The organism is Celeribacter sp. ULVN23_4 (assembly GCF_054788345.1).
On sequence record NZ_JBTVYO010000010.1, the window covers coordinates 77,085 to 101,091 of the forward strand.

The 24,007-nt window shown below is 59.2% G+C and carries 23 protein-coding genes; 12 read left to right on the forward strand and 11 right to left on the reverse strand.

What is annotated here, in order from left to right; translation table 11 throughout:
* Positions 1-77: 77 nt before the first annotated feature.
* The 4 genes from ACYBHZ_RS17655 to ACYBHZ_RS17670 form a co-directional block, all read right to left on the reverse strand.
* Positions 78-1,445: a CmpA/NrtA family ABC transporter substrate-binding protein gene (locus tag ACYBHZ_RS17655; protein WP_460275619.1), complete on the reverse strand. Its 1,368-nt coding sequence runs from the start codon at positions 1,443-1,445 to the stop codon at positions 78-80.
* Positions 1,446-1,699: 254 nt separating this feature from the next.
* Positions 1,700-2,875, reverse strand: coding sequence for a CmpA/NrtA family ABC transporter substrate-binding protein (locus tag ACYBHZ_RS17660; RefSeq protein ID WP_460275620.1), 1,176 nt, complete (start codon positions 2,873-2,875; stop codon positions 1,700-1,702).
* The gene (locus ACYBHZ_RS17665) at positions 2,872-3,456 is read right to left on the reverse strand and encodes an ANTAR domain-containing response regulator (RefSeq protein WP_460275621.1); all 585 of its coding nucleotides are present in this window, start codon (positions 3,454-3,456) and stop codon (positions 2,872-2,874) included. Before ACYBHZ_RS17665 ends, ACYBHZ_RS17660 begins: the two co-directional genes overlap by 4 nt.
* A 124-nt stretch (positions 3,457-3,580) precedes the next feature.
* Positions 3,581-4,078 (reverse strand): DUF2478 domain-containing protein, encoded by a 498-nt coding sequence (locus ACYBHZ_RS17670; protein ID WP_460275622.1) that lies wholly within the window; start codon positions 4,076-4,078, stop codon positions 3,581-3,583.
* 78 nt (positions 4,079-4,156) lie between these two features.
* Between ACYBHZ_RS17670 and mobA the strand changes: the two genes are divergently transcribed.
* Positions 4,157-4,768, forward strand: a complete 612-nt coding sequence (gene mobA / locus ACYBHZ_RS17675) for a molybdenum cofactor guanylyltransferase MobA (RefSeq protein WP_460275623.1) — start codon at positions 4,157-4,159, stop codon at positions 4,766-4,768.
* Positions 4,769-4,783: 15 nt separating this feature from the next.
* On the opposite strand, the gene ACYBHZ_RS17680 is transcribed toward mobA, so the two are convergent.
* Together ACYBHZ_RS17680 and ACYBHZ_RS17685 are read right to left on the reverse strand one after the other, a co-directional pair.
* Positions 4,784-5,029, reverse strand: coding sequence for a sulfurtransferase TusA family protein (locus ACYBHZ_RS17680; RefSeq protein ID WP_460275624.1), 246 nt, complete (start codon positions 5,027-5,029; stop codon positions 4,784-4,786).
* A gap of 74 nt (positions 5,030-5,103) precedes the next feature.
* Positions 5,104-6,120, reverse strand: coding sequence for an isopenicillin N synthase family dioxygenase (locus ACYBHZ_RS17685; protein ID WP_460275625.1), 1,017 nt, complete (start codon positions 6,118-6,120; stop codon positions 5,104-5,106).
* Positions 6,121-6,547: 427 nt separating this feature from the next.
* On the opposite strand from ACYBHZ_RS17685, the gene ACYBHZ_RS17690 reads away from it, so the two are divergent.
* From ACYBHZ_RS17690 to ACYBHZ_RS17710, 5 genes are all read left to right on the forward strand, one after another.
* Positions 6,548-7,852: an extracellular solute-binding protein gene (locus ACYBHZ_RS17690; RefSeq protein WP_460275626.1), complete on the forward strand. Its 1,305-nt coding sequence runs from the start codon at positions 6,548-6,550 to the stop codon at positions 7,850-7,852.
* A 70-nt stretch (positions 7,853-7,922) separates the two neighbouring features.
* Positions 7,923-8,804, forward strand: coding sequence for an ABC transporter permease subunit (locus ACYBHZ_RS17695; protein WP_460275627.1), 882 nt, complete (start codon positions 7,923-7,925; stop codon positions 8,802-8,804).
* A 9-nt stretch (positions 8,805-8,813) separates the two neighbouring features.
* Positions 8,814-9,704, forward strand: a complete 891-nt coding sequence (locus ACYBHZ_RS17700) for an ABC transporter permease subunit (protein ID WP_460275628.1) — start codon at positions 8,814-8,816, stop codon at positions 9,702-9,704.
* A gap of 11 nt (positions 9,705-9,715) precedes the next feature.
* A complete protein-coding gene (locus tag ACYBHZ_RS17705) occupies positions 9,716-10,819 on the forward strand; it encodes a sn-glycerol-3-phosphate import ATP-binding protein UgpC (protein WP_460275629.1) in 1,104 nt (367 codons plus the stop codon).
* Complete coding sequence (locus ACYBHZ_RS17710; protein WP_460275630.1) at positions 10,816-11,814, forward strand: endonuclease/exonuclease/phosphatase family protein; 999 nt, start codon at positions 10,816-10,818, stop codon at positions 11,812-11,814. The genes ACYBHZ_RS17705 and ACYBHZ_RS17710 overlap by 4 nt, the downstream gene beginning before the upstream one ends.
* A 2-nt stretch (positions 11,815-11,816) precedes the next feature.
* On the opposite strand, the gene ACYBHZ_RS17715 is transcribed toward ACYBHZ_RS17710, so the two are convergent.
* Positions 11,817-12,470 carry a TetR/AcrR family transcriptional regulator gene (locus ACYBHZ_RS17715; protein ID WP_460275631.1) on the reverse strand — a complete coding sequence of 218 codons (654 nt, stop codon included), beginning with the start codon at positions 12,468-12,470 and terminating at the stop codon, positions 11,817-11,819.
* Positions 12,471-13,175: 705 nt separating this feature from the next.
* Between ACYBHZ_RS17715 and ACYBHZ_RS17720 the strand changes: the two genes are divergently transcribed.
* The 3 genes from ACYBHZ_RS17720 (at position 13,176) to ACYBHZ_RS17730 (ending at position 16,127) form a co-directional block, all read left to right on the forward strand.
* Entirely contained in the window at positions 13,176-14,186 is a 1,011-nt protein-coding gene (locus ACYBHZ_RS17720) for a TRAP transporter substrate-binding protein (RefSeq protein WP_460275632.1), read from the forward strand.
* A gap of 123 nt (positions 14,187-14,309) precedes the next feature.
* A complete protein-coding gene (locus tag ACYBHZ_RS17725) occupies positions 14,310-15,338 on the forward strand; it encodes a ketopantoate reductase family protein (protein ID WP_460275633.1) in 1,029 nt (342 codons plus the stop codon).
* A gap of 3 nt (positions 15,339-15,341) precedes the next feature.
* On the forward strand, positions 15,342-16,127 hold the full coding sequence (locus tag ACYBHZ_RS17730; RefSeq protein ID WP_460275634.1) for a class II aldolase/adducin family protein: 786 nt from the start codon (positions 15,342-15,344) through the stop codon (positions 16,125-16,127).
* A gap of 64 nt (positions 16,128-16,191) precedes the next feature.
* Here the strand turns inward: ACYBHZ_RS17730 and ggpS are convergent, their stop codons facing one another.
* From ggpS to ACYBHZ_RS17745, 3 genes are read right to left on the reverse strand one after another with little or no spacing between them, the layout of a single operon-like run.
* Positions 16,192-17,694, reverse strand: coding sequence for a glucosylglycerol-phosphate synthase (gene ggpS / locus ACYBHZ_RS17735; protein ID WP_460275635.1), 1,503 nt, complete (start codon positions 17,692-17,694; stop codon positions 16,192-16,194).
* 3 nt (positions 17,695-17,697) lie between these two features.
* Positions 17,698-18,480 (reverse strand): HAD-IIB family hydrolase, encoded by a 783-nt coding sequence (locus ACYBHZ_RS17740; RefSeq protein WP_460275636.1) that lies wholly within the window; start codon positions 18,478-18,480, stop codon positions 17,698-17,700.
* A 2-nt stretch (positions 18,481-18,482) separates the two neighbouring features.
* Positions 18,483-19,589: an NAD(P)H-dependent glycerol-3-phosphate dehydrogenase gene (locus ACYBHZ_RS17745; protein ID WP_460275654.1), complete on the reverse strand. Its 1,107-nt coding sequence runs from the start codon at positions 19,587-19,589 to the stop codon at positions 18,483-18,485.
* Positions 19,590-20,139: 550 nt separating this feature from the next.
* Here ACYBHZ_RS17745 and ACYBHZ_RS17750 point away from each other — a divergent pair.
* Genes ACYBHZ_RS17750 through lhpI form a run of 3 tightly spaced genes read left to right on the forward strand, consistent with a single transcriptional unit; the run spans position 20,140 to position 22,973 of the window.
* Positions 20,140-20,742 (forward strand): helix-turn-helix domain-containing protein, encoded by a 603-nt coding sequence (locus tag ACYBHZ_RS17750; protein ID WP_460275637.1) that lies wholly within the window; start codon positions 20,140-20,142, stop codon positions 20,740-20,742.
* 14 nt (positions 20,743-20,756) lie between these two features.
* A complete protein-coding gene (locus ACYBHZ_RS17755) occupies positions 20,757-22,019 on the forward strand; it encodes an FAD-dependent oxidoreductase (RefSeq protein WP_460275638.1) in 1,263 nt (420 codons plus the stop codon).
* 15 nt (positions 22,020-22,034) lie between these two features.
* A complete protein-coding gene (lhpI, locus tag ACYBHZ_RS17760) occupies positions 22,035-22,973 on the forward strand; it encodes a bifunctional Delta(1)-pyrroline-2-carboxylate/Delta(1)-piperideine-2-carboxylate reductase (protein WP_460275639.1) in 939 nt (312 codons plus the stop codon).
* Here lhpI and ACYBHZ_RS17765 read toward each other — a convergent pair.
* Complete coding sequence (locus ACYBHZ_RS17765) at positions 22,958-23,947, reverse strand: LysR family transcriptional regulator (protein ID WP_460275640.1); 990 nt, start codon at positions 23,945-23,947, stop codon at positions 22,958-22,960. The two genes, lhpI and ACYBHZ_RS17765, sit on opposite strands and share 16 nt — an antisense overlap.
* Between the last annotated feature and the right edge of the window lie 60 nt (positions 23,948-24,007).

Sequence of the window (24,007 nt, forward strand, 5' to 3'; positions counted from 1 at the left end):
AGAGGTGTCTTCGGGCGCGTTAGGTGTGGGGGGGGATCGCGCCCGAAGTTCTTGAGAAGTCTAAGAGATGGGTTCCCTTACCCTTTGACTTCGGTTCCTTCGACAACTTGCTCGCCTTTCAGGCCAATCGGCAGGCTGTCGAGATAGGCGTTCGGCGTTTTACCGTCATAGGCGATGCCGTCGATGATGTCCTCGGCGGGCGTCGGCGCTTTGTAGCCGTCGCTGTCCCAGGGGAAGTCTTCCTCGTTGGCGAGACCTTCGTCGACCAGAAGGCGTGCGGCTTCGAGGTAGATGTCCGGCTTGTAGACGGATTTCGCAACGTCATCGTACCAGCTATCCGGTTTGGCCTCAGAAATCTGGCCCCAGCGGCGCATTTGGGTCAGGTACCAAACAGCGTCGGAGTAGAACGGATAGGTCGCATTGTAGCGGAAGAACACATTGAAGTCCGGCACATCGCGCTTGTCGCCCTTCTCATATTCGAACGTACCGGTCATGGAGTTCGCGATGACTTCGTAATCGGCGCCCACGTAATCCGGACGGGACAGAATTTCCACGGCTTCCGGACGGTTTGAGTTGTCGTTCTCATCGAGCCACATCGCGGCACGGATCAGAGCTTTGACAACCGCTTTCGTGGTGTTCGGGTATTCTTCCGCAAATTCTGCGGTGATGCCGAACACTTTTTCCGGGTTGTTTTTCCAAAGCTCGTAGTCAGTGATCACCGGCACCCCAATGCCTTTGAACACGGCCTGTTGGTTCCACGGCTCACCGACGCAGTAGCCATAAATCGTCCCGGCTTCCAAGGTGGCGGGCATTTGCGGCGGGGGAGTCACGGAGAGGAAAACATCGGCACCAATTTGCCCGGTGATGTTTTCAGGGCTGTAATAGCCCGGATGCAGACCTCCGGCGGCCAGCCAGTAGCGCAATTCGTAGTTGTGGGTCGACACCGGGAAGACCATGCCCATGTTGAACGGCTTGCCTTCGGATTTGTATTTCTCAACGACCGGAGCAAGCGCTTCGGCGGAGATCGGGTGTTGCACCTTGCCGTCCGCATCCGTCGGGATGTTCGGCTTCATTTCTTCCCAGATCTCGTTCGACACGGTGATGCCGTTGCCGTTCAGGTCCATGGAGAAGGGTGTGATGATGTGCGCTTCGGTGCCGAAACCGATGGTCGCTGCAAGCGGCTGACCGGCCAGCATATGCGCGCCATCAAGCGTGCCGTCGATCACGCCATCCAGAAGAACTTTCCAGTTGGCCTGCGCTTCGAGCGTCACGAAGAGGCCTTCGTCGTCAAAGAAGCCTTGTTCATAGGCCACCGCGAGCGGAGCCATATCGGTGAGTTTGATGAAGCCGAAGGTCAGCTCATCTTTTTCCAGATCGAGCATCTCGGCCCACCCCGGGGTCGCGAGTGCAGTCGTGGCCGCGAGGCCGAGTAGAAACTTTTTCATCTGTTTATCCCTTTGTCCCTGTCGGAGATGAAAACACGAAAAAAGCCGCCGATGGACCGCCTGGGAGGAGAAGGGGCGATCTATCGAGCGGCTTTGCTCTTTGTCCCGATCACCGGGACTATGTTCCGTATCGCGGCATCGTTGCCTTGCGATGATTTTGTTATGCGGAGAATCACGCTGCGGATGCAAAAGCACTTACGCTGTCCTCGCCGAAAATCTGCTGCACCTGCACAAAAATGCGTATTTTTTACGCATTACTCCTTGGACGGATCAAAAATTCGCCCGTCGAAGAACTGATTTCGCGCCAGAATCAAATGGCCTGCCTCGGAGACCACCGGCGTCGGAGCCTTCAAAGCGCCCTCCAATTTGGAAGACTCTTCCGGCAAATCCGCAGAGGTTTGCGTCAGGGCCTGTCGGTGCAGATCGGAGCGGAAGACACTGCGCGCCATGCTCCGTGCCTGAGACCGGTCTAGGCCGGTTCGCGCGGCAAGCTGTGCCCCGATCCATTCGGCCTGAGAGCGCCACGGGAAGGTTGCCGCCCCGTTGAAGAACTGTAGGAAGCCCTCAACCTGTCGCGTCTCCCCCGTCGGAGAGATGACGATCTGACCGGACAGGGCGCGTTCCAGCATCTCGGACGGCAGATCCAAATATTCCGACCGGCTCAACAGCTCGGAGGTCAGCGTCCGGCTCTCGGAAGAGCCCAGCCAACGCCCTGCCCGCCAGATTGCCCGGATCAAACGCCCCATCAGCGCGCTTTCCTGCTCCGCCCAGTCGGAACGGACGGCGAGCACCTTTTCCGGGGCCGCGGACCAAATCGCACAGCTCGGCAGCAGAAGCTCTCCCACCCCATTGTCCACCGCCTTGGAGCCCCAAGGCTCACCGACACAGAACGCATCGATTTCGCCGGTCTCCATCGCATCCGCCATGAGTGGCGGCGGCACCGTGCGAATATCGACCGATTGCGGCGCTGGCAGCCCAAGAGCGGACAGCCAGTAATACAAAAGCTCGGCATGCATAGAGAACGGGAAGGGCACGCCGATCCGAAGCCGTCCTTTGACCGCAGAGATCAGCGCCTTGCCCGCGCTTGCGGCATCATTGAAGGCAAAATCATGCCCCTCACCGCGCAGACGGGCGGCGAGATCGTTCGAAACACCGATAACATTGCCATTCATCGACAGAACGGACACAGCGGAAAGCTTTGCGCCTGATCCGCCCAGCCCCAAGGCATTCGCGACCGGAACGGGCGACAGCATATGAGCCGCCTCGACCTGACCGAATGTGAGCATATCGCGCAGCGAGGACCATGACGGCGCACGGCGCAGATCAAGCGCGATGCCCTCCTCTGCGGCAAACCCCATTTCCTGCGCAACGATCAGAGGCGCGGAATCAACCAGCGGGATGAACCCGACAGACAGTGTCGTGGCTCTCATGACAGCAGCCCCGCAGCCGTCACCAAGGCCTGCGCCACATCGGCAACGCGCTTGCCCTGATCCATCGCCGCCTTGCGCAGCATGGCATAGGCCTCGTCTTCGCCGATGCCTTTGGCGCGCATCAGCATACCCTTTGCCCGGTCAATGACCTTGCGCTCTTCCAGCGCTCTCTTGGTCTCCGCCAATTCCGTGCGCATCCGCTGGAACATGCGAAAACGGGCAATGGCGGCATCCATGATCGGCTTGACGCGTTGCGACTGGAGACCGTCCACCACATAGGCGGACACCCCCGCCTCAATGGCCGCAGCGGACAAGGCTTGATCGGCACGGTCCACGAACATGGCGACGGGACGATCGAGAGGACCGGAGGCCAGAGCCAGCTCCTCCATCGTATCCCGCGAGGGATTTTCGATGTCGATCAGAACCACATCGGGGTTGCGCGCCTGTATCTGGCGCGCAAGACCATTCGGGTCATTAATGACGGAAATGTCGAACTCCCCCGCCGCACTCAAGCTATCCACGATCAGCTGGGCGCGGGTGCGGTCGGTTTCGACGACGATGACGGAAAGCGGTGCACTCATGCGGTCACATCGCGCGAAGGGCGGGAGAAAGTAAACAATTCCTGCGGGGCAATCGGTAGAAAGGACTGAGAGAGAATTGCAACACGCTTATAAATTGAGACGAAGCGCCCAATTCATAAGCACATCACATCTTGCCCTTACACCACCGATGCATCTCCGACAGCTCTGACATCACCGGATCGGCAAACTCCCCCGCGAAGACTTTGAAGCCCTCGAAATTCTTTGGACTAACTCCGAGCAGAACCGGAATACCTTGAGACAATGCCGTCGCGATCAGATCGCGAAACCCGCGTCCTTCGATCTCCTGCTTGCCGAATTTGTTGATCAGAACGACATCCGCCCCGGCCTCCAGCCCCTGTTCGGCATAGTACACACCGCGTTCCAGCCCATCCGTGTCCAATCGGCAGCCCTGCGCATGCGGCCCGAGACTTTGCGAGATTGTGATGCTCTCACCGCTCGGCAGAAGCTTCAGCTCCATCCGGCATTTCACTTGGTCCGGCTGGTCGATGTTGATCTGGACAGCCCCTGCGACACGCGCACCGTCCGCCTCGAGCCGCTCCGCAAGCTGCGCGAGCAAACGATCCGCCAGCCCCGGCTCTTCGATCATCACATATCCGAGCATGATCTGCCCCTTGATTTACCCTCTCTCGGGCATACAGAATGGCCCCACAGATCAAAAGCCCTATGGAGCAGAACGACGATGAGCAGCTATCCCGGTGTGATCCTCGCAGGCGGTGCAGGCACCCGCCTCGGCAATGCAGACAAAGGGCTTGTTGAGCTTGGCGGCGAGCGCCTGATCAAACGCGTGATCGACCGTCTCGCACCGCAATGCGCCACTCTGGCGGTCAGCGCCAATGGCGATCCGAAACGCTATGCCGAATTCGGCTTTCCAATCATTCCCGATGGCTCAGCCCAGTTGCAGGGGCCTCTTGCGGGGGTGCTCGCTGGTCTCGATTGGGCCGCAACGAAGGGCTTTGACGCGATCGTCACCGTTGCGACCGATACGCCGTTTTTTCCGAGCGATCTTGTCGCGCGACTGTCGCAAGTGTCTCAGCCCGAAGGCTTTGGCATCGCGGTGACTGAAGAGGACGGAAAGACTCGCTGGCATCCGACATTCGGGCTTTGGCCGGTGAGCCTGCGCAATGATTTGCGCGTCGCACTGGCCCGCCATCAACGCCGGATGGTGCAGTTTTCAGAGAGCAAAGGCGCGGTGCCGGTCCTCTTCGAAAGCCCGGCGTCAGAAGAGATGTTTTTCAACATCAACACCAAAGAAGATCTGGCGCGGGCTGAGGAGATGCTCGTGCGGGTCTGAGCTATCCAGCCTGCGCTATCCGCGCCGGATCAGATAGGCCTGAGTGTCGGCCATATCCTGCATCGATAGGTACTCATGCCCGGCCTCACGACAGAAATGCGGGACATCAATCACTGCGGCCGGGTCCGAGGCCAACAGCCGAAGCACCTGCCCCGCCTCCATGGACAAAAGCCGCTTGCGTGCCTTTAGAACCGGCAACGGGCAAATCAACCCGATGGCGTCGAGTTCTTCGTCCCAATCTGATGTCGCATCCGAAGTCATACCGGAGGATTAGGCCGCGCTGCGCCCGCTGTCCAGCCGCAACGGACAAGCACCACCACCTGCGTTGCCGCGCGTCACCGCCGAAACGTCTGCGCCTTTGTCTCTGACGGATCAGGGGGGAGATACGTCTCATCAAGGTGCGATCTGAGAAACTCCGAAGCACGCACAGGCGTATAGTGCGCAGGCCCTACGCCCGGCAGCGGCGCGATGACGCTGTCTGGATTCGGATCGAGGTAGAATGCAGCTATGTTTCTCGGCTCAGTCGGCGGCAGCAAGCGATGCGGCACGGAGCGGTAAAGATCATTGGACCAACGCATCAGAACATCGCCAACCAACACGATCAACGTATCAGGGGTTTCCGGCACATCGCGCCATTGGCCGGACCGGGTCCGGATTTGCAGGCCGCCGGTGCCATCTGTGAGGACAAGCGTCAAAGCCCCGTAATCGAATTGTGGCATCTCGCTCAGCGGGGCGTTTACCGCGCCGCGCGCATCCGGGTAATGCGACAGGCGCAGGGTGGCCATCGGCTCTGTGAAATGGGCTTGAAACACGCCTTGGGGCAAGTCCAAGTCCCGTTCGACGCCACGCATCAAAGCTCTGCCAAGCCCCATCATCTCTTTATAGTAGTCGCGCATCACATCGCGAAACATGTCATCTTCGGGCCAGAGATTGGGGCCACGAAACGGCTCTCCCGCCTGCACACGAGGATCGCTTTCTGGCAGGTCCAACCCGAGACTGAAGCTCTCCTTGGCCATTGGCGTGCCGGTCGCGCCGCCGAGCAATTCAACGCCGGACGCCGCCCAGCCACGATTGATCGGAGAATGGCGTATGTCGAGTGGCAATTTTTCGGCTTCAGGCAAAGCGAAGAAATCTGCAGAGACCGTCAGCACCTCTCGTAAAAGTCCACGCGGAATGCCGTGCTCTGACAACAGGAAAATGCCTTCTCCGCGACAGGCCTGTCCCATTTGCTGCGCAAAACCTTGAGGGTCTTTCCCCGATGTGTGCAGTCGAAAATCTAGTAAAGGTATCATCTTTAACACTCTCGAATGGTCGCCTGCATCCTCCCCCCAAATGATCCGCAGGCCGATCATCGGGTGTCTCCAGAGTACGAACGGCACCTTCCGCGCGGAACACAACTCAAAGGCGATTTACATTCAAACGCAAAAAATGGTGAAAGGACGGGCTGTTTTTCGCACAAAAGATCAAATGAGTTGCACTTCTCATGCGTTTTGGTTGAGGCGGCAACGTCCAACGATGCGCGCTCCAAGAAGACCGCGCTCGTAAGGCATATTGGAGTGTTTGCGCTAAATTTTTTCAGAACGGTAAAAAATCCTTCACAGAACCATCACATAGCCCGGGCATGTGGTCACCTGTGCAAGACAGGGCCCGGAGCGATCTTCGTGTCACATATGTGTTTTGCACCTCTCCCACAGGGGGAAGCACCGCAGGAGCGCAAACCCAAAGGGGGGCGCTTCGCCGATAGCAAAGCCCGCAACGGGCTCAGACCGGAGAAGTGTGATGAACACGATGAAATTTACGGCGGCCGCTGCCGCTTTCGCCCTCACAGGCACCGCCGCTTTCGCGGAAACCGAGATCACCTGGTGGCACGCCATGGGCGGCAACCTCGGCGAGACCGTCAACAAAATCGCCGAAGGCTTCAACGCCTCGCAAGACGAGTACAAGATCACCCCGGTGTTCAAAGGCTCCTACGAAGAGACCCTGACCTCTGGCATCGCCGCCTTCCGTGCAGGCGAGCAGCCGAACATCATGCAGGTGTTCGACGCCGGGTCCGCCACCGTGATCGGTGCCAAAGGCGCAACCGTTCCGGTTCAGGACCTTCTGTCCGAAAACGGTGTCGACTTTGACATCAACGACTACATCCCGGGCGTTCGCTACTTCTATGCCGACAACGACGGCAAGATGATCGGCATGCCGTTCAACTCCTCCTCCCCGGTGATGTATTACAACGCCGACGCGCTGGCCGCTGCGGGTGTCGAGGTTCCGGCGACCTACGAACAGTTCGAAGAGATCGCTCCGAAACTCAAAGCCGCAGGTTACATCCCGCTGGTCCAGACGCACCTGCCGTGGGAATTCGTGGAAAACTTCCATTCCCGTCACAACCTGCCCTTCGCGACCAACTCCAACGGTTATGAAGGCGCTGAAGGCACCAAGATCCTCGTCAACTCTGATGAGATGAAAATGCACTTCACCAAAGTCAAAGAATGGCTCGACGAAGGTTACTTCGGCTTCTTCGGCACCGGCTGGGACGACAACCAAGCTCAGTTCGAAGACGGCAAAGCTGCGATGTATATCGGTTCCTCCGGTGACTTCGGTGGCCTGTCCAAGAAGGACCTGCCCTTCGCTTGGGGTTCTTCCTACCTCCCCTACTGGGCTTCCATCACCGACGAAGGCTACCAGACCTTCATCGGCGGCGCGTCGCTCTTTGCCATGGCCGGCAAATCCGCAGAGGAAAACAAGGCAACCGCCGAGTTTTTCCGCTACCTGACCTCCCCGGAAGTTCAGTACATGTGGCACCGTGAAACCGGTTACGTTCCGGTCACCACCGCCGCTTACGAACTCGCGAAAGCCGATGGTCACTACGACCGCTTCCCGGCTGCTGAAACCGGCCCGAAACAGCTGATGCTGCAAGCTGGCGACAACACCCGCGGCTACCGCATGGGCTTCTACGTCCAGATCCGTGACGTCGAAAACCGCGAACTGGGCCGCGTGCTCTCCGGTGAGACCTCCGTCGAGGACGCTCTGGCGACCATCGAGAAAGAAGGCAACGAGCTGCTCGCCCGTTTCGCCAAGACCCAAGGCTAAGACCAGTCTGAACGACATCTCTGACGGCCGCATCCCCTGCGGCCGTCAGGCTTTTGAGAAAGGTCCCCCCATGAAACGTGCCGGGTTTTCCTCCCGTTGGCTGCCGATCCTGCTGCTCGTGCCGCAGCTGTCGATCATCCTTCTGTTCTTCTACTGGCCCGCAGCCTATGCGGTGAAATCCTCCTTCTACCTGCAAGACCCGTTTGGCTTCGGGCAGACCTTTGTCGGGCTCGAGAACTACACCTCGCTGGCGGGATCTGCCGAGTATCTCAAGGTCGCGAATTTCACTCTGGTCTTCACCGTTCTGGTGACGTTTTTCTCGCTCGCCCTCGCTCTTCTGCTGGCGGTCAAAGCAGATGCTGTGATCCGGGGCGCGAAGACCTATCGCACGCTGCTGATGTGGGTCTATGCCGTCGCCCCTCCCGTTGCCGGGTTCATGGGCCTCTTGCTGTTCAACCAGCGCTGGGGACCGCTGACGGAATTTTTCGGCCTGTTCGGCTGGGAGTTCAACATGCGCGCGGATTACTTCGATACCTCCTTCGCCATGGTGCTCGTCTCCGTCTGGAAACAGGTGCCGGTGAACTTCATCTTCTTCTTGTCCGGGCTCCAGAGCATTCCGAAATCCGTCCGTGAGGCCGCGCTGATCGACAACCGCTCGGCCTCTGGACGCTTCTGGGACGTCACCTTTCCACTGCTCGCACCGACCGGGTTCTTTTTGCTGATCATCAATATCACCTACGCGCTTTTCGACACTTTCGGCGTGATCGACACGCTGGTGAAAGGTGAGCCCGCGAACAACCCGATGACCCTTGTTTACAAGGTCTATATCGACGGCTTCCGTGGCAACGATCTCGGCGGTTCCTCGGCACAATCGGTGATCCTCATGGTGCTCGTTTTCGCCCTGACCGTGTTCCAGTTCCGTCTGGTTGAACGCCGTATTCACTACACCTGAGGCAGGATCATGGCTGATATTTCCATTTCCACCCCCGTCATCCCCCGTCGCCGCATTCGCTGGTCCGTCATTGCGGATCACGCGATTCTCATCGCCGGGTCTCTCTTCATGTTCCTGCCCTTGCTGATCATGCTGCAAACCGCCTCGACGCCCGATGTCGAGACGGCGAAATACGGCCCCGGCCTCTATTTCGGCGATCAACTCGGTCCGAACTTTCACAAAGCCATGTTCGAGGCTTCCGGGTTTTCCGGCGAAAACACTGGCCTTGCGATGTTCAAGAACTCGCTGATCCTTGGACTTGGCTTCGCAATCGGCAAGATCGTCATCGGCATGATGGCCGCCTATGCCATCGTCTATTTCCGCCTGCGGTTTGCGACCTTCGCGTTCTGGCTGATCTTCACGACGCTGTTGTTGCCGCTCGAAGTGCGCATTCTGCCCTCCTACGAGATCACGCAGAAGCTCGGCCTGTTGAACACCTACACCGGCCTGATCGTGCCGCTGATCGCCTCGGCGACGGCGACCTTCTTCTTCCGGCAGTTCTTCCGCTCCGTTCCCGAAGAGCTGGTCGAAGCCGCGCGCATCGACGGCGCGGGACCGGTGAAGTTCTTCATCGACATCCTCGTGCCGCTCTCGCAAACCATGATCGCCGCGATGTTCATCATCATGTTCGTCTATGGCTGGAACCAGTACCTCTGGCCCACCATGATCACCACGGACGAAAGCATGTACACGCTCGTGCGCGGCATCAAACGGATCGTTCAGGTGCTGCAAGGCGGCAATGAAATCCCCGAATACGGGCGCGCGAACGTACTGGCGATCATCGCCGTTCTGCCCCCCGTCGCCATCGTCATTTTCTTCCAGAGCTGGTTCGTCAAGGGCCTCACGGAATCCGACAAATAAGGACACACACAATGGCTCAAGTCACCTTGGACTCCGTCCGCAAAGTCTATCCCAACGGCGTCGAAGCCGTTACCCCTGCAAGTTTCTCAATCAAAGACGGCGAATTCGTTGTGCTGGTCGGCCCCTCGGGCTGCGGTAAATCCACGCTGCTGCGCATGATCGCGGGGCTGGAGGACATCACCGATGGTGCGCTTTCCATCGGCGATCGCATCGTCAACACGCTCGACCCGGCGGATCGCGACATCGCCATGGTGTTTCAGAACTATGCGCTCTACCCGCATATGACGGTGCGCAAGAACATCGCCTATGGTCTCAAAAACCGCAAAACGCCGAAAGACGAGATCGAACGCAAGGTCGATGAGGCAGCAAAGATGCTCAATCTCACCGAGTATCTCGACCGCAAACCGGCGCAGCTCTCCGGCGGCCAACGTCAGCGCGTCGCCATGGGCCGCGCCATCGTGCGTGACCCGGCGCTGTTCCTCTTCGATGAACCGCTGTCGAACCTCGACGCCAAACTGCGCAACCAGATGCGGATCGAGATCAAGGCCCTGCAACGACGTCTTGGCGTGACCTCGATCTACGTCACCCACGATCAGGTCGAAGCCATGACGATGGCCGACCGCATCATCGTCTTGAACGGCGGTAAGATCGAACAGATCGGCACACCGTCGGAGATTTACCACAACCCGGCCTCGACCTTTGTCGCCTCCTTCATGGGCGCGCCGCCGATGAATCTGGTCGCTGCGGAAATGATGGACGGCAAACTGTTCTTTGCCGGGCTGAAGCTTCCGGTCGCGTCCGCGACGCGCGGGCCGATCACGCTGGGGCTGCGGCCTGAAGACCTGATCATCGACCCGCATGGCCCGCTCGCCATGGAAGTCGAGTTGATCGAAGAGCTTGGCGCGCACCGCCTTTTGCATGGTCAAATCGACGGGCAGCGCCTGACCGTCCACCTGTCGAAAGAGGAAGATGTCGCTATTGGACCTCTGCGCCTTTCCTGCCGCATGCAGAACCTTTGCCTGTTCCACCCGGAAACCGGCAAGCGTTTCGACGTGACCGTTTCTCAGCCCCATGCGGACGTCAAAGCAGAGACCATCTCGGGAGCGCCCGCATGATCTCCCTGCTCGACAAGCTTCCAGCGGTCACGGAGGCGCAGCGCGCTGCGCTTCTCGCCACGCCCAGAACTTCGGAGTGTCACCGCGAAATGATGGCGGATGTGCTGGCGATGAATGCCGTGCAGATCGGCGGCACAGCCTCGCAAAAGACCCTGCCACGGAACATCACCGTCGCGGCCTGGAACGTCGAACGCTGCCTGTTCCCGGTCGACACCGCCGCACATTTGGCACCGCTGTCCCCGGATGTCGTCCTGCTGTCCGAGGTCGATCACGGCATGTCCCGCACCGGACAACGCCACACGACGGCGGACGTCGCTCAGGCTTTGGGCATGGGTTATGCTTTCGGCGTCGAGTTTTTCGAAATGGGTCTCGGTGGCGCGACTGAGCGGCATTTCTGTCAGGACGACTTCAACGCGCTTGGCTGGCATGGCAACGCCGTGCTTTCCAAGGTGCCGTTCGACAAGGTCACCCTGATCCGGCTCGACGATCACGGCCATTGGTTTGCCTCTGACAGCCACGCCGCCGATCCCGACCAACCCCGCCTTGGTGGACGGATGGCAATCGCGGCGGTTCTCCCGACGGAAGCGGGCGAAATTTGCGTGGTCTCAACCCATCTGGAAAGCAACGCGGGAGAGGCCCATCGCCGTGCGCAGTTTGAAATCCTGCTTGATGCGCTCGACGAGTTTGCCCCGGACATGCCGATCCTGATCGGTGGCGATCTGAACACCGGCAATCACATTCCACCCAAGTTCGACTGGCGCGACGAAAGCCTTTTCGAATTTGGCGAAACACGGGGGTATGATTGGGGCTTCACCGCCGAGGGCATGACCACACGCCCGTCGCTGATCACACCACACCCTGAGCGGGTGATGAAGCTCGACTGGATCGCGGCGCGCGGCATGCAGTGCCTCGACAAAGGCGTTTTGTCGTCTCTCGATGCAAATGATCGCCCCTTGGCCGACCACGATTGCGTCTGGGCTCGGGTTGGTTACTGAACTCAACGGGTCAGCAAAAGCTCGTAACTTGCCCGGATGCGCCGTTCCAATTCATCATGGCTTTCGCCTGTGATCATGAAACCAAAGCTGAGCGTCACGGAATACATCGTTGCCGCGCGCATCCGGGCCTCTTCGCCTTCAAATCCCATCTGAGCAAACTGACGGCTGAAAAACGCCAAGCGCTCTGCATCAACTTCGCTCAGCCCTGCGTGCACAATCTCTGAGTTCTGGCTCCACTGTCGCATGGCAACTTCGGTGACGACGTCGAACGTGCCGAGCGTCACAAATTCCAACACATACCAGATGCGATCCTCCGGACGTTTGAAATGCTCCTCAACATGGCGAATTAATCCCGTTGTTTCACGGCCTCGCCAATACGCAAACAAACTATCCAAAAAATCTTGGCGGTCCTGAAAATGCCAGTAGAAACTACCTTTTGTGACATTCATCGCCTTACAAACCTGGTCGATCCGGATCCCCCCGGGGCCCGTCTGGCCGAGAATTTTCAGTCCAGCCTCAAGCCAGTTTTCCTTGCTCAGACGGTCTTCTTTCACGCGCCCTGATCGAGAGCTGTTTTTCTGCGCATCCTGTTCTGGCGCCATATGACTGCTCTCCTGATCTTGCTTATCAACGGCCTCTTTCGCCGCATCGCGCATGTTTTAACTGTAGTTCCACATCGCTGCCAAGCTGAAGATTAGCATTTTGCGAATATATACTTTGCAGTATGCACTTGAAGAAACGCCTCTGGCATGTCTCCCCACGAACTCTGCGCGCAGCCCCTGCCATATACTTAAAATCGAAACTCGAAATCTGTGCGGCACAACCTTCGAGACCAATGAGCCAAGCCCTATGCTGGTCGAAAGCCTGAAAGGGACGGGCGTTGCCGCGGCGCAACGCGCTTTGCGTATTCAGTAAAGATTTCGCAACGGCTTGCACCGCCCCCTTAGCCGCCACCCCACACGACTCACGGGGATGCTTTTGAAGTAATCCTACCGTTAATAGTCCTAAAAAAATTGTCATAGCCCCCTAAAAAAGGCCGAAAGACTCGCAACAAGCGCCCCAAAACACACCGAGATCAAAATTTATGCACCACCAGCAAACCTAAGTAATTTATAAACTATTTCTTTCAAAACCGCACCGAAACTCCGCATCCCCAGGAAATCTCTCAGGCAAAAAACATCCACCCTTCCCCAAGGGGAAATCTGCCGCAATATTCACCTAATTCTAAAAAACATCGGAAATCGCACGCACAGAACCACATGATCGTATCCGGGACGTGCCGCGACACCCACGCTCGCGCACCTGTCCCAAGCCATAAATCTCGCGTATGACGAGGTGCCAACAATCATCAGGGAAACCACATGAAACACCTTTTGCCTGCCACCGCACTTTCTCTTTTGTTCGCCGCGCCCTCCTTTGCGGAAACCGTTTTGACGGTGGCGAACTGGCTGCCCCCTTCGCACCCGCTGGTGTCCGAAGTGATCGTGCCGATGACCGAAGAAATCGCGGAAGCCACAGGCGGCGAAGTTGTCGCCAATATTCTGCCTGCCCCGCTCGGACCGCCCGCTGCGCATTTCGACTTCGCTGTGAACGGTGTGGCAGACATCACCTTCGGCGTGCAGGGGTATAGCCCGGGTCGTTTCAAAACCACCAACATCGCAGAAATTCCATTCCTCGGCGACAGTGCAGAGGCGACCTCCGTGGCCTACTGGCGCACCTGGGATGCCATGCTGAAAGACGCTGGCGAATACGATCAGGTTAAAGTGTTGGCCGTTTTCACTCACGGCCCCGGCGAGATTTTCCTGAAAGAAACCGATCCGACTTCGGTCGATCTGCTCAAGGGCCAGAAAATCCGCGTTGGCGGCGGGATCGTCCATGAGATCGCGACCGAGCTCGGCGCTGTTCCGGTCGAAGGCCCCTCCTCGAAAGCCTATGAGCTTCTATCCCAAGGCGTCGCAGATGGCATTCTCTTCCCCTATGAATCCGTCAGCTTCTTTGGCCTCATCCCGCAGCTCGACACCGGCGTTTCCGTGCCCGGCGGCCTCTACAACACCTCGTTCTACATCGTGATGAACAAGGCGAAATACGACAGCCTCCCCCCGGAACAACGGGCCGCTATCGACAGCGTGACCGGCGAGCACCTCGCCCGTATGGCCGGCCAGATGTGGGACCGCGTCGACGCGGCCGGGCTGGAAGCCATGGACGGCAAGATCACCGTGACCCCGGCGACCGACGAGCAGTTGGCCTCTTGGAAAGCAAGCCTCCAGCCGATCATCGACGCCAAGCTTGCGCAGGTCTCCGAGACCGGTGTCGATGGCCCTGCGGCCTATGAGATGATGCTCTCCGAGGTCAAAGCCGTTTCGGAAAAATAAGCCCGAAACCACCTAGACCGGGCCCGGGTCTTCCGGACCCACCCCTTCCAAACAACACAGCTGAAAGACCACCCCATTTGGGGTGAATTGATAAGCTTTGCCTTGAGACCAGACAGAAAGACCATGACCCGTTCTTCCCTCGACATCGCCGTAATCGGCGCGGGCAATATCGGCACCGCGATGGCGGCCCTGCTTTCACGCTCCGGAGCCTCTGTGCATCTCGTGGCGCGCGGCGATCGGCTCAAAGAGGTGCGCGAGAGCGGCGTTCTCTTGGATGATCGAGGCACGGTGATCCACGCAACGCCCAAAGCCATCTCCCAACTGGATCACCCGATGGACGCGGTTTTTCTCTGCGTCAAATCTCAAAGCCTCGGGGCCGCTGTTCGGGCAAACGTAAAAGGCATTGGTCCCGACACGCTGGTCATCCCGATGGTCAACGGCATGCCGTTCTGGTTCTTCGCCACGCCGGACGAAATGGGCGACATTCCCTTTCTCGATCCAGATGGCGGTTTGGCCAAGGCGATAAGTCCACGGCAAATCCTCGGAGCCGTCCTGTTGATGACCGTGCGCATGGAGGGCGAAAAGGCACTGTCCTCGAACACGCCCACGCTCAGCCTCGGACCTGTCGCGGAAGGTTCGGACGCCGCTCGCATTGAAGCCCTCATGGAGGCCCTCGAAGCCGGTGGCGTTCGCACGGATCTATCAGAAGACATTCGCCAGAAAGTGCTGGTCAAACTGCTGGCAAACCTTGCCACAAACCCTCTAACCGCGCTGTCCGGCGCGACACTTGAAGAGGTCGGGCAGTCGGAGCCGCTGCGCGCCATCGCAACCCGGCTCGCAACAGAATTTCGCGATTGGGCGTGCACGCAGGGATATGAGTTGCCGTCCAATGACTGGCTGGTCGATCTCATGATTGATGCCGGCCCTTTCCCGACCTCAATGCTGCAGGACGCGCGCGCCGGTCGTCCGCTCGAACTCGACGCCATCTGCCGCGCCCCGCTCGAACTTTCCCGTCATGATCGCCAAGACATGCCACTTCTGGCGCGGCTGATCACTGAGCTTGAAACACACGCCTCTCTCCCCCTGTCTCAGGACGCTTTGCCTGCGATCCTCGACAGTCTTCTCCATGAGACCGCTTCTTCGAAAGGATAAGCCATGAACACTTCCACGACCATGACCATGACCATGACCGCAGACAGCACTTCGATGTCAGGCATGACCGAAGCAGAGCTTCGCGTCCAACTCGCCGATTTCTATCACCTGGTGAGCTACCTTGGCTGGACGGAACTGATTTTCAACCACATCTCCGTGCGCCTGCCCGGCGATGAGCATGCCTATCTCGTTAACCCGATGGGCCTCCATTACGATGAGGTGACGCCCGAAAACCTGTTGGTGGTCGGTGTTGATGGCAAGCTTCTGCGCGAGAGTGAATACAAGCCGAACCCGGCGGGTTTTGCGCTTCACGGTGTGATCCACGAACACCGTCCTGACGTCGGCTGTGTCGCACACACACACACGACGCCGATCTCTGCCATCGTGATGAAAGACGGTCACATCGACCACAACAACTTCAACGGCGCGCAGCTTTACGGGCGGGTCGGCTATCACGATTTCGAGGGCATCACGATCTACGGCGAAGAACGCGACCGGATGCTCGCGTCTCTCGGCGACAAACACGTTCTGGTGCTGCGCAACCACGGTATCGCAGTGTGCGAGGCGGATATTCCGCTGACCTTCTTCCTGCTCTGGACCGTACAGCGCGCGGCAGAAATTCAATGTGCCGCCGCCGCGATTCCGGGGCCGAATGTGCAGCTTCCGGACAGCATCAAAGAGAAATGCGCAGCGGATGCGCAGCGTCTTAAAGACAACGCGTCTTTCGCCACGCTTCTGTTTGACGCGATGGTGCGCAAGATGAAACGCGAGCGCCCGGAATTCGCGTAACCGTCGAACTCAACCAAACATGAAGGGGCGCCTCCGCGCCCCTTTATTCATTCTGTAAAACGGATCACTCCGCCGCTGTCACCAACTGGGGCAGCACATCTTTGCCAAAAGCTTGCATCTGATCTTCAGCCCAGAACCGGATATCCTGTTTCACGACCACCCCGCGATTGGCTTTCATGCGGCCTTGGCGCTCTTCAGGTTCCATGTCCAGGGCGAACTGGATCGCCCCGTCCATCGACTTGTGAGAGAACGGGTTGGTCGGCACCGCAGCCGCCAGTTCGACCGCCGCCCCGGCAAACTCGGACAGGACCAGAACCCCGTCGCCGTCCGTGCGGGCCGCGCAGAATTCCTTGCACACAAGGTTCATGCCATCGGCCAGCGGCGTGATCCAAGCCACATCGGCCGCGCGGTAATAGGCCACCAGCTCGGTGAACTTTACCGGCCGGGAGATCAGCGCCACGGGCTGCCACTCGAAAGAGCCATAGCGACCATTGATGCGCCCGGCGAGTTGCTCCAGCGTCTGCTGGATTTCCTCATAGGCGGTCATATTGGAATTGGCCGCCACCGAGACATGCATCAAGCGCACCTTGCCACGTAGATCAGGGCGGCTTTCCAAAAGGCGCTCAAAACTTTCAAGTTGTTCGATGCCGCCCTTGGTGTAGTCGGTCCGCCCGACGGACAGCATAAGCTTGGCATCGCCCAATTCGGACTTAATCGCCGCGACCTTGCGCGCGGTTGCCTCGCGGGCGACGACCTCTTCGATATAGGACACATCCACACCGACAGGGCTGGCCTGAAGCCGGATGGTGCGGTCGTCATAGCCGATCTCGGTGACCACGGATTGCTCGGACAGGGCGGAGGTTTCCGCCGCCAGCTCCGGCTTTACCTTCTCACGTTTCAATGTCTCGACCTCCAAAAGAGACCGCGCCGCAGAGACGAAGTTGTTCACGTAGCGCGGAATGTGAAAGCCCACGACGTCACAAGACAGCAGGCTCTCCAGGATTTCTTTGCGCCACGGCAGCACATTGAAAATATCCGCGTTCGGGAACGGCGTGTGGTGGAAGAAGCTGATCTTCACATCCGGGCGCAGCGTGCGCAGATAGCCCGGCACCAGCCAGAGGTTGTAGTCGTGAATCCACACCACAGCCCCCTCGGCAGCCTCGGCGGCGGCAGCTTCGGCAAAGGCCCAATTCACCTCGCGGAAGGTGGACCAATCGACCGGGTCGTAATTGTAGCGCTCCTTGAAGCCGTGCAGGATCGGCCAAAACGCCTCTTTCGAGGAGACGTGATAAAAGCTCGTCACCTGCTCCGGTGTCAGCGGCAAGCGCGACACAGTGTAATTGCCATAGGCGTCGTCAATCTCGATCACTCGCTCGAAATCAGGATTGGCGGGATCATCGGCATGTTTCCATGCGATCCAAGCGCCCTTGTCGAACCGACCGAAAAAACTTTTCAGCGTAGGCACAATGCCGTTCGGGCTTTTGTTTTCGCGATATTCAATTTTACCGTTCACCTCGACTTCTTCGTAAGGTTGACGGTGATAAACGATAACCAGATCGGATGGCATGGATCAGACTCCTTTCGGGATGTCATGAAGATCAAGCGCGGCGATCGCCTCAAGAATACCCGCAGCGCCGTGATGGGTGGCGTGGTAGACCGTGGCGTGGCCTTCGAGCCGCGACTTGAGTGCAGTTTCAGAATTGCCGACGGCCACGGAGGGCAGGCCGCTGGCCAGCATGGAATAATCATTGAGCGTGTCGCCCGCGCAGAGCACCCGCGCCTCGGGAATACCCAAATGGCCGATGAGGCGTTTGATCGACGGGCCTTTCGAGACGCCTTTCGGCAGCACATCGAAATAGCGGTTGTCGGAAATGAGCCAATCGAGCCCCAGCCCTTCAACCAGAACCTCCGCCGAGGCGTCATAGGTCGCGGGCGTCAGGTCGTAGCTCACACGATAGCGGAACTCCGTCGGCTGAAGCGTCAGGCCGGACACATCCGCAAGCGCCGCGCGGACATGATCGCCCTTGTCGAACCAGCGCTGAGCGATGTCTTCCTCAAGCTCGGGGATCGGCTCCACATGGCCGTCTTCGCGGACACGGGCAATCGTGGTGCCGACATCGCCCACGACATATTCGGGCCAAGGCAAACCGCGTTCCCGGCACATCTGCATGATGAATTCCGGATCGCGGCCCGTCACAAAGATCAGGCCAACGCTATCGCGGTTCGCCTCGATCCAGTTGTAAAGCGCGGCACGTTCTTCCTCGGTGCCACCAAGGAAGGTGCCATCGAGATCGGTCGCAAGTGTAAAGCGGCGCGCGGCGATCGCCGGGCGCGGTGAAACGTGGACATTCATGGTCAGTTGGCTCCGAATTGCAGCGGAAGATCGGGGGAGGGATGCTGTAGCGAGAGATCGAGCGCGTTTGGCTCTGCCTCAATCGGGCGGGCCCAGAGCGCGGTGAACGCCGCTTGCAGATCAGCGCCTTTGTGAAGCACCGCATTCACGGTTTCACAAATCGGCATAGGCACACCAATGCGATGCGCGAGATCGGTGACGGACACCGAGTTCACCTCACCCTCGACGACCACGGGGCGGCCTTCGAAACAGGACGGGCGCGGGATGCCTTGGCCAAGCTGATAGCCCAGCGACATGTTCCGCGATGTGGTCGAAGAGCAGGTCAGCGTCAAATCGCCCGCGCCGGACAGGCCCGTAACGGTCTCACGTTGACCGCCCAATGCCTGAGCGAGGGCTTTCATCTCATCGGTGCCACGGGTGATCAGGGCTGCACGGGTGTTTTCGGCAAAACCCGCCCCCGACATCATGCCACAGGCGATGGCGATGACGTTCTTGACCGCGCCGCCCACTTCGACACCGACGAGATCGTCGGAAACATAGGGGCGGAAGCCTCCACCAGACAGAGACATAGCGAGACGCGCCGCCGGGCTTTCTTCCGGCACCAGCCTGTCCTGATAGGAAAACGGAAAGGCGACCGTGGCGGCCGTCGGATGATCCAGCGCGGTTTCGCGGGCAAAGGTCGGTCCGGACACCGCGCCGACCGGATGGCCGGGCAATTCCTCCGAGACGACTTCCGACAACAGATAGCCGCTGCGCCGCTCGACGCCTTTACAGGCCAAAGCGATGGGAACACCGGTCGGCAGATGCGGCTTGATCGCCTGACACATGGCGCGCAGCGTCGCGGAGGGTGTGACCATCAGAACGGCTTCGGTTCCGCTCAAAGCGTCACGCAGGTCAGACATCGCCGTCAGACCGGGCGGCAGCTCAACACCGGCCAAATAATCGGCATTCTCAGAGGTTGCATTGATCCGTTCGGCCAGATCGGGGCGGCGGGCCCAGAGGCGAGCGTCGTGACCATTGCGGGCCAAAACGGAGGCGAGAGCAGTCCCCCAGCTACCAGCACCAAGAACGGTGATGCGGCGCAGGGGCTGCGACGGGGTATGGGATATGGAATCCTTGATGGGGAGCTCCTTTTGGGTGCTCTTACTCAGGTCTTTATCTTCAGATTCTGCGCGCCCCACCTGTCCGACATGGACTGCGCGGCAAGGAGCTAAAGACAAGCCAGACGAGAAAACACCATCCAGCGTCGCGCTATGCGGGTCGGTTCCACGATGTCTTTCACAAGGCGATCCACTGACCGCTAGAAAGAACTGCCCAACTTGATATCAGGCCAGAAACCGAACAGGTCAGCCGCGTTGACCCTGTTCTTTAATTTACACAGAAAACTAAAAATTTCAACCACACAGCCGCCGCATTGCGGCAAAGCTTTGTTTTAAATTGTAAATTTATAGACACTCAGCCGTGAAAAGCGCGAAATTGACGCACTTTTCGGATCAAAACTTTCTGCACGAGCGAGACCAAGCATTCGGACGGGCGTGTCTCCTGTGCATGGCAACAACTGTCATCTTGCCATCTCGGCGGATTTCGAATTATTTCATTTGCAATAATTTTGCGTATATGCAAATTTTTAAGCACATCATCATTCCACGGAGACTCGCCATGTGGAAGTCCGACCTCCAAGACACACTGGCCACACCAGATCAGAACCATAAGCTTCCCCTTGCCGAAACCGTCAAATCCCTGCGCCAATCGCGGGATCTGACACTGGCGAAACTCGCGGCACAGAGCGCCCTGTCCGTCTCGACCCTATCACGGATCGAAAGCGGTCAGCTCTCCCCCACGTTCGAGACATTGCAAAAGCTCTGTGACGGGCTTGGCATCACGGTCAACAGCCTGCTGAACTCCGGCCGGGGACAGACACTTGCCGGGTGGCGGTCCCTCACCCGCAGCGGCGAAGGGCGGATCGTCGAAACGCCGAACTACCGTCTGGAACTCCTCTGCGACGATGTGGCGGCCAAACAGACATTGGTCTTCCGCGCCACCATTCTGTCGCGCGACCTGTCCGACTTTGAAGCGCTGCAAAGCCACACGGGACAAGAGCAGATCGTCGTGCAATCCGGACAGGTCCGGGTCTTCACCGAGCATTACGCGCCCGTCGATCTGACCCCCGGCGACAGCTTCGCCTTCGACAGCGCCATGGGCCACGCTCTGATCAGCCTCAGCGACGCGCCTGCCGAAGTTCTCTGGGTCAGCGATCTTTAAACAGGACATTCACCATGGCAAATCAACCCAGAACCGTGGTCATCGGCGCAGGCGTTGTGGGCATCATGACCGCCCGCGCCCTTCACAAACGCGGGCAGGCCGTCACCGTGATCGACCGTCTCGGCGGCCCCGCCGAATTCTGCTCGCGCGGCAATGCCGGTTTGATGGCCGTGGGCCATGCGAAAGCCTGGGCGGAGCCAAGCGCGATACCCTCAATGGTCCGTGCCTTTCTCGGACGCGAACCCTCGGTCAAAATCTCGAAGTTCATGGACCCGGCGCTCTGGCGCTGGGGCGTGGAATTTCTCACGCAATGCTCTTCAAGCGCCAATAGAGAGAACACCCGCAAACTCCAAAACCTCGCGCGCATGAGCCGGGATATGCTCCTGCCCGCCGAGACGGAGATGGGGCTCCCTGTAGACACATGGCATGACGGCGCGCTCTATCTGTTTCAGGACACCGCGCAATTTAAGAGCTATGCTGCCAAGGTTGGTTCCGGCCATGAGATCGAGGTTCTGGATCGCGAAGCTCTGATCGCGATGGAACCCGGCCTCGCCGGGATGGGAGAACGCCTTACCGGGGGACTTCGCAGCCATATCGACTCGGTCGGCGACTGCCACCTGTTCACCGGGCGCACGGGCGATTGGCTCAGCCGCGACGGCATCGAGTTCCGCTATGAGACCTCGGTCACGGGCTTCTCCCACAAAAATGGCCGCATCTCGGCTGTCGAGACCTGTGCTGGCCCGATTTCCTGCACCAACGTGGTGCTCGCAACTGGAACCGAGACGCCCGATCTGACCCGCCCCCTCGGCTTCGCCCCGAACATCTATCCGGTGAAAGGCTATTCCGGGACGTGGCGCATCACCGATCCGGCGGGCGTCCCGCAACTGCCCCTCGTCGATGAGACCGAACTGCTCGCCGTCTCGAATTACGGCGACCGCTTGCGCGTGACGGCGATTGCGGAATTTGCCGGGCGGGATCGCTCGCTCCCCGACAATCGCATCAAACTGCTCGACGATTACGTGCGCCGCAACTTCCCCACCGGGGTTGATCTCGACACGCCGGAATTCTGGGCCGGTCTGCGCCCGACGACCCCCGCGGGACCGCCCTATCTGGGGCAGGTTCGCGCCTATGACAACCTGTGGATCAACGCAGGGCACGGCCAGCTTGGCTGGACCATGAGCCTCGGAAGCGCCGAAGTTCTGGCACAAGCCATGACGGGAGAAACCCCGACGCTGTCAGACGTGTCCGCCACCGCCAAATGGCTCAAAGCCCTATAATTTAAGGAGAGCACCATGAAAGTCCTGACCGCCGAAGAAACCCGGAAGGCCCTGCCTTTCGATGCCCTCCTCACGGCTTTGGATGACGGGTTTAAAACCGGGGCCGAAGTGCCGCTGCGCCACCATCATGCGATGGGCGAGGACATGCTCCTCCTGATGCCCGCATGGCAGAATTTGAAGGGGCAGAGTGAAGGCTGGGGCGGCGTCAAAATTGTCAACGTCCACCCCGGCAACGGCGCACGCGGCCTACCCGCAGTAACCTCGTCCTACATCCTGTTCGACCGCGAAACCGGCGTCCACAAGCTGATGCTGGATGGTGCGGAATTAACGGCGCGCCGCACGGCCGCCGCCTCTGCCCTCGCCGCCAAACGGCTCGCCCGCCCGGACAGCCGCAAACTTTTGATCGTCGGATCGGGCGCCGTGGCCTCGAACCTCGCGGCGGCCTATCGCGCTGTCTTACCGATCGAAGAGATCACCATCTGGAGCCGCACCGCCGCGTCCGCAGAACGTCTCGCCGAAAAGCTGGCCGCTGACGGGCTGAACGCAAAAGCGGCCACAGATCTTGAAGCAGCCACTCAGGAAGCCGATATCATCTCCTGCGCCACGCTGGCGCGCGATCCGATCCTCAAAGGAGCATGGCTTAAGCCCGGCCAGCATGTCGATCTGATCGGCTCCTTCACACCGGAGATGCGCGAAGCCGATGACGAGGTGATCCGCCGCGCGACTGTCTATATCGACACCGAGCATGCCAAGGTGGAAAGCGGCGACATCGCAACCCCTCTGAAGGCGGGCGTCATGGCGGATAGCGACATTGCGGGCACGCTCGACGCTCTCTGCCGCGACGATCTCATGCCCCGCCAAAGCGATGACGAAATCACCCTGTTCAAAGGTGTCGGCACGGCGGTCGAAGACCTGTCTGCTGCGATCCTTGCGGCGCGTCAGGAACTGAGCTGAGAATTCGCGGCCTCAAATGCCTGCGCCAGTTCTGCGAGCCAATCCCGGAACAGGCGCAGAGGTTCGTAATCCTCCATATCGCCCGGCCAGCACAGGTAATAGGCCTCTTCTGAGCGCATTGGCGCGGGAAGTGCGGGGACGAGACGGCCATCTGAGAAATCGTCCTCCACCAAAAACGTCGGCAAAAGCGCCACGCCTAGCCCGGCACTGGCAGCCTGAGCAGCCGTCGCGAACTGGTCGAACAACATGCCATGGACTGAGCCGAACTCGACGCCGCTACGGATGAAATATCTTTCCCACGCATCGGGCCGGGACGTCAGATGCAAGAGCGGCGCCTTGAGCAAATCCTTGGCGCTCTTGAAGGCGTATTCCTCCAACAACTCTGGCGCACAGGCGGGGATGACTTCCTCGCCCATGAGATGACAATGTTTGGCTCCCGGCCAGTCGTCCTGACCAAAGTGAATTGCCGCGTCGACGGAGTCATCCGCAAAGTTAAATTGGCTCAATCGGGTCACGAGGTTGATCGTGATGCCCGGATTGGTCTTGAGAAACTGCGGCAGGCGCGGCGCGAGCCAACGGGTGCCAAGGGTCGGCAGGATCGCCAAGGTCAGCGTGCCGCCATGTGGGTTGGCGCGCAGATTCATCGACGCCTGAGAGATTTTCTGAAGCGCTTCGCGCACCTCGCGGGCATAGGTCGCACCGCCGAGCGTCAGACGGATCGTCTGTTTCTCACGATGAAAAAGCTGCGTACCGATCTGATCTTCCAGCGCGCGGATTTGCCGGGAAACGGCGCTTTGTGTCAGGTTCAACTCATGCGCCGCGCCCGTGATGGACTGCAACCGCGCGGCGGCCTCGAATGCTTGAAGCAGGGCAAGGGACGGAAGAAAGCGGCGCGGGGTCTTCATCAAACGGGTTCCTATCAAGTCCCGCTTGATGTTGCTCACCCCCGCACCGCTGGCAAGGTCTTTCTGCATCACACGCTCTGTCAGGAGGCAAGGCGTTTCAGAATACGCATCTCAACTCGCCCACCACAA